Raw genomic sequence first — 12,640 nt, forward strand, 5'->3', positions numbered from 1 at the left:
GGGTTTTTTTTAATATTGATTATTCATCATCTTCAGTATCTAAACCGAATTTTTTCAAACGGTAGCGTAGAGAACGGAAAGTCATTCCCAACTTCTTCGCGGCTAAGGTTCGATTCCAATGGGTAAGATTCAATGCATTCAGAAGAATTTCTTTTTCAATATTCTCCAAATAGCGCTCCAAACCTTCGGGTGGAAGCTTCTTTGAACTCATGTTTGGACTTGCAGAATATTGCGGTGTTTCAACTTCTTCAGTTGTCGTATTGGAAAATGAAGGTGCTGGGTTTGCCAATGAACTACGTAAAGGTGCAGTTTGGAGATGTGCCAAATCAATATTGTCATCGTCACTCAGCGTAATCGCACGTTCAATAATATTGCGTAATTCGCGCACATTACCTGGGAAATATTGCTGTAATAAGAACTGCTCTGCACGTGAAGATAACGATTTCGCAGTGAGGTCCCATTCTTGACTAATCTTTTGAATAAAGTGATTGGCCAATAACAAAATATCCTGTCCACGTTCACGTAAAGGAGGCAGTACGATATCCATCACATGAATACGGAAGAACAAATCTTGACGGAAACGACCTTGCTGTACCAACAGTTCCAAATCTTGGTGACTGGCACTAATCACACGGAAATCCACATCAATCTCTTGATCTGAACCAACGGGACGAATTTTCTTTTCCTGTACGGCACGCAGCAATTTGACCTGCATATTTAAAGGTAGTTCGGCAATTTCATCCAAGAACAAACTACCGCCGTGTGCAGAGAGAATTAAGCCTTGCTTGTCCTGAGTTGCGCCAGTAAAACTGCCTTTTTTATGCCCGAATAGTTCACTTTCCATCAATTCAGTTGGAATCGCCCCACAGTTAATCGCAATAAAAGGGCCTTCGCTGCGATTACTTAAACGGTGGACCAGATTCGCAACCACTTCTTTGCCTGTTCCTGATTCACCTGTAATGAATACTGGGGCCTGGGAACGTGCAATTTTCTTTAAGGCGATGCGGAGCTGTTGAATAGGTGCAGAACGTCCAATTAACAGCTTGTTCTCTAAGGCTGTTTCGGCAGCCTCTTGTTCAGGTTGTGGACGGTTCAATGCTTTCTGAATCAATTGATCCAAATGCATCTGGTTGACAGGTTTACTGACAAAATCAAATGCGCCTGCTTTTAAGGCTGAAATGGCAATATCCATATTGCCATAGGCAGTCAGTACCGCAATAGGCGTATTGGGATAGTTCTGTGTCACGTGTTTGACCAGATCCAAACCATTGCCATCTGGAAGATTTAAATCTGTTAAGCAAGCATCGTACTGGAATTCAGTAAAGAACTTTTTTGCCTGTTCGACCCGATAGGCCAGATGTGTCTTGATGCCCATACGCGCCAGCGTCATCTGCATTAAAAGACATAAATCTTCTTCGTCGTCTACCAATAAGACGAGTGGTTGTTTTGTTGCCATTTCCCCGAGAAACCTAATCTATAAATCAATGAGTTTTTGAGCATTCAATCCTGAAGCATGCTCCTTGTTGTCGCTCTATATAAGTGAGCTTTGCATGATTTGCCTCGCAAAAAGTATGAGACAAATACAATCCTAAACCAGTTCCTTTAATTTCGGTACTAAAAAATGGTTTGAACAGTTGAGAAATATCCCGTTTTGAGACACCCGTCCCAAAATCGATGACATCAATGCAAGTTCGTCCGTCTTTTTCGTGCACCTCGACTTCGATATAAGGCGCATCAGTTGCATTATGTCTTAACGCATTTCTAATTAAATTAATCAGCACTTGGCGTAATTGTTTTTCATCAAATAAGATGTTGGTTTGCTCTGTGAGTTTAATTTGAATTTGTTGTTTAGCATCTGCAAGATCTTCATTGAGTAAACTTTCAAAGAAGGAGCTCAGATCAATTTCTTGTGCTTCTGTCGGTTTATTTCGTGCCATTGCTAAGGTGTCTTGCACGATGCTATCAATCCGTTTGGCTTGTTTGCTAATCATGCGCGACAGCATTTCTTGTTGGTGGGTATCACTGTCTTTGAATAATTCATTGGCTTGCACAATAGCAGCCAAAGGATTGCGAATTTCATGGGCAATACTGGCTGACAGCTGACCAAGTGCGGCGAGTTTCAATTGCTGAACTTGCTGAGTCAGTTTTTGTGCGTCTTTTAAGATCAATAACACTAAGGCTTGTTCGGGAACAATTAGATGCTTAACCCGAACGTTGATGGTGTATGAACTTTGCTGTGATTCAAAACTGAATTCTTCGCCATCCTCTAAGTCACTAAACTGAACCAGTTCAAATAAGTCGGGTTGTAATTTGATCAGTGGCGTTTTTTCTAAGGAAATCGGTAAATGGATACCTAATAGCGCATTGGCTGCTGGATTGGTTAATACGATATGATTACTTTCATCCAGTACTAAATAGCCATCTTCGATTTGTTCTAAGATATAGCGGTTAATATTCTGTAGTTGATGGATTTCAATGGATTGATGAAAGGTTAAGGTTTCTAGAATTTTAAAACGCTGTACTGCAATACGACCAATGGCATGAACTACAAAAAATAAAAACGCCAGAAAAACGCTATTTCCGAGGTGATTTAAATTATTGGCCTCAAAAAAGTCACCTAAAAAACGTTGGTAAACCACCATAATGACGGCAAATAAAGTAATAATCAGCGACAGGTGAGCGTTTAATAATATCGCAGAAGAAAAAATAATAATGACGTAAAGCAAGCTGAGTTGCAGATTTGGACCACCTGCAGAAAAAGTGATTAAGCTTAGGCAAATGACATCAATCAGAAAGATAAAAATCAACTGCTTTGAGGTCTGTATTGGGACAAGATGTAGTAAAAACAGTTGAAAAATGTTGAATGCGATATAGCAAATCAAGGTATAAAAATATAAGAAGGGATAAACATAGTTGCTGGAAAGTTGTTCAGCAGTGAGTAAATAAATTAACAGCAGGCTAATCGAAATGATTAGCCGATAGCCGCTATACCAAACCCCAAGCCGATAGACAGTTTGTGAGACTGACGACGCAATTTTCCCTAACATAGGCACTTACTGTTATTTTAAGGTTTAATGAGTCCATAACGAATCGCAAGATGGGTGAGTTTGACATCACTATCAATGCTCAATTTTTCAAAAATACGATAACGATAGGTATTTACAGTTTTGACGCTTACGAATAATTTGTCAGCGATTTCTTGAGCACTAATACAATTCACCACCATCATGGCAACTTGCATCTCCCGCTCTGACAAGGCATCAAATGGCGATTGCTGAGTATCCGAAAGATAGGAGCTGGCCAGTTGCTCGGCAATATCAGCACTAAAGTATTTTCCGCCTTGCATGACTTTGTTGATAGCACGAACCATTTCAGAAATCGGTGCACCTTTGGTGATATAGCCTTTCGCTCCTGCTTTTAATAACAGGGATGGATAGGGTTCTTCAGCAAGACCGCTGACGGCAATCACTTTTGTTTCAGGTGCGCTTTGTAATAAGCGGCGAGTAGTTTCCACCCCACCAATACCTGGCATATTCACATCTAACAACACTACTTGCGGGTGTTTCTGACGGACTAATGCAATGGCCTCTTCACCTGATTCAGCTTGCCCAATGACCTCTACATCGGGGTGGTCTTCCAACATACGACAAATTCCTGTGCGTACGAGTTCATGATCATCAACAACGAGAACAGTGATCAAGAAGACCTCCTTTTTTCAAAAAAACTGGTTTTTTGTTACATAAAGCAAAATTAGCTTGCAATGAAACGACAAAATTAGCAATCCTATTCTTCGTTTTTAGCGAATAGTTGTACACAATTGTGTCTATAAAAGCTTTACCCGATTTGTTTAAATGTAAGGCATAATGGTATTAAGCGCAAATGTGCAGCGTCCTGAGTTGAGTATTGTGTCGTGAAAAATTCTAAAAAATCTATCATGCATGTTTTAAGCATGTCTATCTTGTTGGCCTGGAGTTCAACAAGTTTTGCTGAACTGGTTGTGAATAACAATCCAGCTTCTTCGCGTGTGAGCGGTTCAGCTTCGATGAATTGGTCTGCAACTGATGCAAGTCAGTTTATGGAAGATGATGATCCAGTAGAAATTAGCCCACAAGGTTCAACCTCTGTTACCACAACATTGCGTAACGGTGGTTCGGCAACAATTACTTCTTCAAGTACGCCGCAACAGTCGTCGACACAGATTCGCGATACCTTTGGCTACAGCAGTCAGCCTTCAGTCAATGCACGCGCTGCTTTGGTGATGGACGCGCAAACGGGTGAAGTACTGTACAGTAAAAACAGTAATATGTCGGTACCCATTGCATCGATTACTAAGTTGATGACGGCTGTCGTCACGGCAGATGCTCGTTTAAACATGTCAGAAGAAATTACGCTAGAGTCAATCGACTTTGCTGGTGCTGGCGGTAAGAACTCAAGTTCAACCCTACGTGCAGGCGATACCATGAATCGCGCAGAAGCACTTTTGTTTGCATTAATGAAGTCTGAGAATCCAGCTGCAGCTGCATTAGCACGTACCTATCCAGGTGGTCGTTCTGCATTTATTGCGGCAATGAATGCAAAAGCGAGGCAATTGGGCATGACGTCTACGCGTTATGCTGAATCTACAGGTTTAGATCCACATAATGTTTCTTCAGCACGTGATTTGGGTATTCTGGTAAGTAGCGCTTCACAATACGGCTTGATTCGTCAATTCTCTACCACGCCGACCTATGACTTTAATTTAGGTTACCGTGTGCTGAAATCCAATAATACCAATGCGTTGGTACGTAATGGCGGTTGGAACATTAACTTGTCAAAAACAGGCTATATCAATGAAGCAGGTCGTTGTGTAGTGATGCATACCACTGTGAATTCACGTCCAGCGGTTGTGGTGTTATTAGGTGCGCCAAGTTCGCAAGCACGTAATAGCGATGCAACGAATTTATTAAGCTGGTTAAGCACTTTGCCAAAACGCGTTTAGTTCTCTTAAGTCAAAAAACTCCTCTTTATGGGGAGTTTTTTTATGGTTGCTGCAAAGAGTAATTTCTATATTCAGACCATAAAAAAACCAGTTGCAGGCACTGGTTTTTTTATTTCAGTACGTATGCTTACATATTTGAAAGAATAGAATCTTTCACTTGATCCATAGTCGCGTCAATCGACAACATCACGGCATCAGCACATTGCTTGATTGCAGTGTCTGGGTCTTTTAAGCCATTGCCTGTCACTGTACATACAATCACAGAACCTTCAGCAATTTTACCTGCTTTAAGATCACGGATCGCACCACCAATAGATGCTGCTGACGCAGGTTCAACAAACACACCTTCATACATTGAAAGCAAACGTTGCGCTTCTAGAATTTCAGCATCAGTCAGTTCATCAAACCAACCTTTAGAATCACGTACCACTGCTTTAGCATGGTTCCAGCTTTGTGGATTACCGATACGAATTGCTGTTGCAACAGTTTCTGGGTTCTCTACTGGCGCACCACGTAAGAATGGAGCAGCACCAGAAGCTTGATAACCGACCATTGTTGGTAAGCCTTCTGGCTTAGGACCAGTGAATTGATCTGTTGCAGCATCATAAATCACTTGTTCAAATTGATCTGCAGGTTGGTTTGCAACTGCTTCGGTATAGCCCATCCAGTGTGCTGTGATGTTACCAGCATTACCGACTGGTAAGCAGTGATAATCAGGAGCACGACCCAATGCTTCTACGATTTCATAAGCAATGGTTTTTTGACCTTGCAGACGGTATGGGTTGATTGAGTTTACAATCGTTACAGGTGCTTGATCTGCAACTTCTTTAACCAAACGCATGCCGTCATCGAAGTTACCACGGATTTGCATAGTGATCGCGCCGTACATCATTGCCTGCGCCATTTTACCCATAGCAATTTTGCCTTCTGGGATTAGAACAAACGCTTTGATGCCTGCACGTGCTGCATACGCTGCTGCCGCTGCAGAAGTATTACCTGTAGATGCACAGATAATTGCTTTAGAGCCTTCTTCAACTGCTTTGGTCACCGCCATGGTCATACCACGGTCTTTAAATGAACCAGTTGGATTCAGACCTTCGTATTTCACATAGATTTCGACGTTTTTGCCAATAATACGTGGAATGTTCTCTAGTTTAATCAGTGGGGTATTCCCTTCACCTAAAGAAATTGCGCGTGTAGTTGCAGACACAGGTAAACGGTCACGATAACGATCTACAAGACCAGTATAACGATTGGCATTCGACATGATGGTGTTCCAATATGAGGTAGAGCGGGGTGAGGGAAGTCATTTTCCCTCAACCTGATTAACTATCGAGCGATTCTAAACGAATTCTTACGATTTCGCCACGAATTGCAGGTAATGCTTGAATTTGTGCTAGTGCTTCATCCATTTTTGATTCAACGATCGGATCTGTTAAAATCACGATAGGAATCAAGTCTTTTAAGCGTGATTGCTGCATGATGGCATCAATACTAATACCTGCACGGCTTAGAATCGTAGTGACATCAGCGAGTACGCCTGTTTGGTCTTCAGCATTGAGACGGATGTAGTAACCAGTGGTCATTTCTTCACGGCTCAAGATTGGCACGTTAGTCAATGCTTCAAAAGCAAGCTGAGGAATTGTTCCTGCGCCATCTTCGGTATATGAAATATCACGAACGATATCAATCACGTCAGCAACCACAGCAGAAGCAGTTGGACCTGCGCCTGCACCAGCACCGTAATACAAAGTAGGACCAACTGCATTGGCTTGTACTAACACTGCATTTTTAACGCCATTGACGTTAGCAATCAATTCTTCAGCAGGAATTAAAGTTGGATGTACACGTAACTCAATGCCTTTATCTGCGCGACGTGCGATACCTAAGTGCTTGATACGGAAACCAAGTTCTTCTGCATATTTCACATCTTGAGCAGTGATTTTGCTGATGCCTTCGGTATAGACCTTATTAAATTGCAATGGAATACCAAAAGCACATGACGCCAAAATCGTGAGCTTATGTGCAGCATCAATGCCTTCCACATCAAAGGTTGGATCAGCTTCAGCATAACCAAGTTCTTGCGCTTCTTTTAAAACGTCTTCAAAGGCACGGCCTTTTTCACGCATTTCAGTCAGAATGAAGTTACCTGTACCATTAATGATGCCTGCAAGCCATTCAATATGGTTAGCAGCAAGACCTTCACGGATCACTTTAATGATTGGGATACCACCAGCAACAGCTGCTTCATAGGCAATCTGAACAGCATTGTCTTCAGCTGCTTTAAACAGTTCATTGCCATGTTCAGCCAGTAAAGCTTTGTTTGCAGTCACAACCTGTTTGCCATGTTTAATGGCTTCCATGATGACTTCATAAGCAGGATGAATGCCACCCATGACTTCGACTACAACATCAACATCAGGTTGACGTACGATTTCCATCAGGTCATCACTTTGTTGAATGCCTTCGAGCTGTAAATCTGGACGTGGACGGCGTGTGCCTACGTGTGTAATTTGAATTTCTCGACCGGTACGGCGTTTAATTTCCGCAGCATTTTCTTGTAGTAATTTAAGGGCTCCACCACCTACAGTACCAAGACCGAGTATCGCCAGACGAACTGGTTTCACGTCACACTCCATTATATTCAATCATTTTAATGAAGCTTGATCATAGCTAAAAAAATGCGCAGACACTAGGGCTAAGATCATCTTTAATCTGTCGCCCGAGTCTTTGTTATTTTGAAAGGGATTTTTAGCTTATTTGTTTAAGCGTTGAACAATTTCTTCAGGGGTCATGTAACCACCTAAATATTCACCTTCGACGTTATAAATCGCTGGTGTACCATTTACACCCATATTTAAACCCAATTGATATTGGTCACGTACTGGGTTCTTACATTCTGCTGCAGTCACAGGTTGGCCTTGAGTTGCTTGCTCAAATGCAGCTTTACGATCTTGGCTACACCAGATAGCCTGCATAGTTGGCATGAATTGTTCGCCACGTGGCCAAGCGATATAACGCACTTCAATTCCTTTGGCATTAATCTCTGCTAAGTGTTCATGCAGTTTATGGCAATAAGGGCAGCTTGAATCTGTAAACACATAAATCACATGTTTAGCTTTGCCACCTTGCGCAGGATAAACGATTAAGTCTTCAGTTTTGAGTGAGGCTAAATGTTTTTTATTTTCGGTTGCTTGTAAGGCATCGCTGACATTGTGCAGTTGTTTATCACCTAAACGCACTACATCACCTTGAATAATGTATTGACCATCAGCAGTGGCATAGACTGAACCCATCCCTTCCAGACTCACCCAATAAAGGTTTGGAACTTCAGTTTTTTTGATGCTCAGGATTTTCGCGTTGATATTGGCTGTTTTAAAGTTTTTTTCTAAGGTCGAGACCAAACGCTGTTGTGCATTGCGTTCGTTTAATGTTGATGCTTCACCTGTCGCTGGTGCACTTGCTGTGAGCGCATCTTGTTTTTGTGCTGAGTTTTCTTTTGAGCAAGCACTGACTAATAATGTTGATGCTAATGTACAAGCAATTACAAGCTGAGACCGAGTAAACAACATATAGAACCTTTTTTGTACGAATTCATTTGTATAAGGGGCCTAGCATAACAAAAAAAATGAATCACTTCGTTAAATCTTGCATAGGCTCTGTGAACAGCATCAAGTTTTGCCTGAATCCTAGATAAATGGTGGTTTTAGCCACGTGGATGGTATTTACCATGTAATTCCTGCATTCGCTGTTGCGCGACATGGGTGTAAATTTGCGTAGTAGATAGGTCACTATGTCCAAGTAGCATTTGCACCACACGTAAATCTGCGCCGTGATTGAGTAGATGAGTTGCGAAAGCATGGCGTAAGGTATGGGGAGACAATTCCGCTTGAATATTAGCTTGTAGGGCATAACGCTTAATCGCATACCAAAAATTCTGTCGACTCATGAGACCGCCATGTTGAGTGAGAAACAGATAATCCGTGCTGCTTTTATACAGCTGTGGACGTGACTCAGCCAAATATCTTTCGATCCAATCACAGGCAAATTGACCCAACGGAACGAGACGTTCTTTATTACCCTTACCTGTGATTCGAACAAAGCCCTGTTTTAGGTTGATCAGTTCTAAACGTAAATTTAGTAATTCTGAAACACGTAGACCACAGGCGTACAGGACTTCGAACATGGCACGATCACGTAGGCCTAATGCTGTATTGATGTCAGGTGCATTGATTAATGCTTCTACATCTTGTTCAGATAAATCCTTGGGCAAGGCACGACCAATTTTAGGGGAATGGTGGGTGGCAACAGGATTATCGTCCCGTAATTTTTGTTCTCTTAAAAACTTATAAAACTGTCTTAAAGCAGATAGACAACGTGCAATCGAACGAGGACTTTTCCCTGCTTTGGTGAGGGCGATAAGAACATCCGCAATGTCATCACTAGACCATTGCGGTAATGCGGCGGTTTGATGTAATTCAGCACATTGAATCAGGTCGGATAAATAGGCGTTACGGGTATGTGGGCTCACGGTTTGAGCCACTAGATAATCCCGAAAACCCTGTAAAAAACTCAAATTTTCAGGGATGTTAACCGCAGCGGGAATACGAGGCTTTTTATTTAACATAAGGCGTTGAAGATATTTCTCAGTGAAAGAGGGGCGGGTATTTTAGGGAGAACACTGCCCTGATTTATTTTTGGTTGAATTGCACTGTAAAAGAAAAATGAATTGTTGTCGATCTGTCACAGAAGCAAATGCCACTGAGATTGGTTTTGGTAATTATTCTCATTTGCTTGTATACTAGCAAAAAAGGGTTAAGGGTTAGAAGCGGTGCGATTGTCAGCATTAAAAGTCAAGCAAACAGCGATGATTACGAAAGTAAATCGCGTGGTCGATGAGACAGAACAGCCAGATTTAGTTGCAGTTCGTTTAGAAAGTTTAGGCTTTGTGCCAGGTACACAAGTACAGGTGATTACCAAAGGTATCTTTGGTGGGGATCCGATTCTAATCCAGCTCGGTTTTACGCGTTTTGCGTTACGAAAAGCGGAAGCGGATAAAATTGAAATTCAACTTGAAGGAGCACCTGCATGAGTGATGCGTTACGTGTTGCCCTTGTGGGAAATCCAAACTGTGGTAAGACATCTTTATTTAACCATTTGACTGGTACACGCCAAAAAGTTGCCAACTATGCGGGTGTGACGGTTGAACGTAAAGTCGGGCACTTTCAGCTTCCTTCGGGGAAAGCGGTGCGTGTTCTGGATTTGCCAGGAACCTATAGTTTACAGGCGACCAGCCCAGATGAAGAAATTACCCGTGATGTCTGCCAAGGTAAAATTGCGGAAGAAGGGCAACAAGATGCCTTCTTGTGTGTGGTGGATGCAACCAACTTAAAGCTACATCTTGGTTTGGTGTTAGAAATTATTGAGTTGGGTCGTCCTATCCTTGTGGTGTTGAATATGATGGATGAAGCGCGTCGTCGCGGTATCCAGATCAATACACAAAAACTTTCTGAGCGTCTCGGTGTACCTGTGGTTGAAACGGTTGCAGTACGTAGTTCGGGCATTGAAAACTTATTGCACGCATTGGATCAAGGAAAGTACTCTGTTCCTCAGACTGAGCTCAGTGGTCTGGCAGGCACGCCACATCAAAAAATTGAAGTGATTTTCAAAGATGTGGTGAACTTTGTTGATCAGGAAGATAAGCGTACTGATTTTCTAGATAAGATTTTCCTACATCCAGTGCTTGGCCTACTTAGCCTTGCAATCATGATGTTCATCGTCTTCCAAGCTGTTTTTTCATGGGCAGAACCATTTAAGGGCGCAATCGAAGATGGTGTAGTGCCATGGTTGGGAGAGTGGTTGACGGAAACAATTAGTCATCCTGTGCTGCAAAGCTTGTTGGTTGATGGTGTGCTTGCTGGTGCGGGGACTGTGGTTGCATTCTTACCGCAAATTTTAATCCTATTCTTCTTCATTCTTGTACTGGAAGAGTCGGGTTATCTACCACGTGCCGCATTTTTGCTTGACAAATTAATGTTCAAAGCGGGTTTGAGTGGGCGCTCTTTTATCCCGTTGTTATCGAGTTTTGCTTGTGCAATTCCGGGCATTATGGCAACCCGCAGTATTAGTGATCCACGTGATCGTTTTACCACGATCATGGTTGCGCCGTTAATGACCTGTTCTGCACGCTTGCCTGTTTATGCCTTGTTGATTGGTGCATTTATTCCAAGTGAAACGGTATTGGGGATCTTTAATTTGCAAGGTCTCGTGCTGTTCGGTTTATATATGGGTGGCATTGTAAGTGCGCTCTGTGTTGCATTTGTGATGAAATTTTTGCAAAAGGACAAAACCCAGCATGCTTTGTTGATGGAATTACCAAGCTATCGTTTTCCTGATATGAGAAGTGTGGCAATCGGTTTACTAGAGCGTGCAAAAATCTTCTTGCGTCGTGTTGGTGGAATCATTGTTGCCTTGACCGTAATTCTTTGGTTCTTGTGTACTTTCCCACAAGCTCCTGAAGGTGCGACACAACCTGCGATTGATTATAGCTTGGCGGGTATGCTTGGGCATTTATTACATCCAATTTTCGCGCCTTTAGGTTTTAACTGGCAGATTGTCGTTGCACTTATTCCAGCTATGGCTGCACGTGAAGTTGTGGTTGCTGCTTTGGGTACCGTGTATGCCTTATCAGGGGCAGATGATGATGCAGTTGCACAAGGTTTGACTCATCTGATCAGTGCTGATGGTTCGGGTTGGTCATTGGCAACTGGCTTGTCATTATTGGTCTGGTTTATCTATGCACCACATTGTTTAGCCACTTTAGCAACAGTACGCCGTGAAACAGGCTCATGGAAACATGTCGCGGTCATGACGGTTTATCTATTTGGTTTGGCTTATTTAATGTCGTTCTTCACCTACCAAATTGCATCACGCATTTGGGGGTAAAAGGAGTAGCTTATGTTTGAGTACTTGATTGTTGCTGTATTGGTGCTGTGGAGTGCTGTTGTAGTGTTTAAGAAGGTGCTTCCTCAAACAGCAAGTTCAGCATTTCTGAGTCTGTCAAATCTTTGTCAGCGACTAGGTTGGCAACGTTTGGCGACATGGTTAAAACCGAAAATGGCAGCTGGTTGTGGCGGAAATTGTGGTTGTTCTACGGATGAAGCGGAGAATAAAAAAGCAGAGCCTGTTCAAACAGTGAAATGGCGTTAAGCGCAATCTTAAAATTGCCCATCTTAAGATGGGCAATTTTTTTTGGAAAAGAAAAAATGAATCAGACGGATATGAGTGAGAAGACATCGTTAAGCTTAAAACATAAATGGATTTTATTGGGTTTTGTGCTATTGATGACTTTGCTTTATCTCTCTGCTTTGTCAAAAAATCTGAATATTTATAAAGAAACAGTTTTATGGCTACTTTCATGTTCCATCTTGACGTATCTATGGTTAAAACCCGAATTGATTGAACTTAAATTCAAGCACTATGTATTTAAATCTGTAGATTGGCTGGGGGTTGTGATCCTAGTTTTATTGGGGATTGGCTTTTTTATACCTGCCTAAGCTTTTACGCACTGACACAAAAAAGATTGAATAAAACCAAAACTGAAAAAGCATTTAAAACAGTAAAGTGCTAACATTTTTGCCATTCTGTAATCTGCAAAAAATG

At 42.0% G+C, this 12,640-nt stretch carries 12 protein-coding genes; 5 read left to right on the forward strand and 7 right to left on the reverse strand.

What is annotated here, in order from left to right; genetic code table 11:
• Positions 1–19: 19 nt before the first annotated feature.
• The 3 genes from F885_RS13615 to gacA are packed head-to-tail and all read right to left on the reverse strand — an operon-like array spanning position 20 to position 3,700.
• Complete coding sequence (locus tag F885_RS13615) at positions 20–1,456, reverse strand: sigma-54-dependent transcriptional regulator (RefSeq protein WP_004802148.1); 1,437 nt, start codon at positions 1,454–1,456, stop codon at positions 20–22.
• Between the two features lie 25 nt (positions 1,457–1,481).
• Positions 1,482–3,047, reverse strand: coding sequence for a sensor histidine kinase (locus tag F885_RS13610; RefSeq protein WP_004802151.1), 1,566 nt, complete (start codon positions 3,045–3,047; stop codon positions 1,482–1,484).
• A gap of 17 nt (positions 3,048–3,064) precedes the next feature.
• Positions 3,065–3,700: a response regulator transcription factor GacA gene (gene gacA, locus F885_RS13605; protein ID WP_004802154.1), complete on the reverse strand. Its 636-nt coding sequence runs from the start codon at positions 3,698–3,700 to the stop codon at positions 3,065–3,067.
• A 210-nt stretch (positions 3,701–3,910) separates the two neighbouring features.
• Between gacA and pbpG the strand changes: the two genes are divergently transcribed.
• Positions 3,911–4,978, forward strand: coding sequence for a D-alanyl-D-alanine endopeptidase PBP7/8 (gene pbpG, locus F885_RS13600; RefSeq protein ID WP_157411984.1), 1,068 nt, complete (start codon positions 3,911–3,913; stop codon positions 4,976–4,978).
• A gap of 127 nt (positions 4,979–5,105) precedes the next feature.
• Here the strand turns inward: pbpG and thrC are convergent, their stop codons facing one another.
• The 4 genes from thrC to xerD all read right to left on the reverse strand — a co-directional run bounded on the left by thrC (position 5,106) and on the right by xerD (position 9,605).
• Complete coding sequence (thrC, locus tag F885_RS13595) at positions 5,106–6,245, reverse strand: threonine synthase (RefSeq protein WP_004802157.1); 1,140 nt, start codon at positions 6,243–6,245, stop codon at positions 5,106–5,108.
• A gap of 58 nt (positions 6,246–6,303) precedes the next feature.
• Positions 6,304–7,605, reverse strand: coding sequence for a homoserine dehydrogenase (locus F885_RS13590; protein WP_005314789.1), 1,302 nt, complete (start codon positions 7,603–7,605; stop codon positions 6,304–6,306).
• Positions 7,606–7,734: 129 nt separating this feature from the next.
• On the reverse strand, positions 7,735–8,550 hold the full coding sequence (locus F885_RS13585; RefSeq protein ID WP_005314793.1) for a DsbC family protein: 816 nt from the start codon (positions 8,548–8,550) through the stop codon (positions 7,735–7,737).
• 134 nt (positions 8,551–8,684) lie between these two features.
• Positions 8,685–9,605: a site-specific tyrosine recombinase XerD gene (xerD, locus tag F885_RS13580; RefSeq protein WP_005314807.1), complete on the reverse strand. Its 921-nt coding sequence runs from the start codon at positions 9,603–9,605 to the stop codon at positions 8,685–8,687.
• Between the two features lie 204 nt (positions 9,606–9,809).
• On the opposite strand from xerD, the gene F885_RS13575 reads away from it, so the two are divergent.
• From F885_RS13575 to F885_RS13560, 4 genes are read left to right on the forward strand one after another with little or no spacing between them, the layout of a single operon-like run.
• Entirely contained in the window at positions 9,810–10,070 is a 261-nt protein-coding gene (locus F885_RS13575; protein WP_004656347.1) for a FeoA family protein, read from the forward strand.
• A complete protein-coding gene (gene feoB, locus F885_RS13570) occupies positions 10,067–11,923 on the forward strand; it encodes a ferrous iron transporter B (protein WP_004802164.1) in 1,857 nt (618 codons plus the stop codon). The genes F885_RS13575 and feoB overlap by 4 nt, the downstream gene beginning before the upstream one ends.
• A 12-nt stretch (positions 11,924–11,935) precedes the next feature.
• Entirely contained in the window at positions 11,936–12,187 is a 252-nt protein-coding gene (locus F885_RS13565; RefSeq protein WP_005200588.1) for a DUF6587 family protein, read from the forward strand.
• Between the two features lie 56 nt (positions 12,188–12,243).
• Positions 12,244–12,534, forward strand: coding sequence for a hypothetical protein (locus F885_RS13560; protein WP_005314811.1), 291 nt, complete (start codon positions 12,244–12,246; stop codon positions 12,532–12,534).
• Positions 12,535–12,640: the final 106 nt, after the last annotated feature.

It is taken from the genome of Acinetobacter higginsii (assembly GCF_000369845.1).
GTDB lineage: Bacteria > Pseudomonadota > Gammaproteobacteria > Pseudomonadales > Moraxellaceae > Acinetobacter > Acinetobacter higginsii.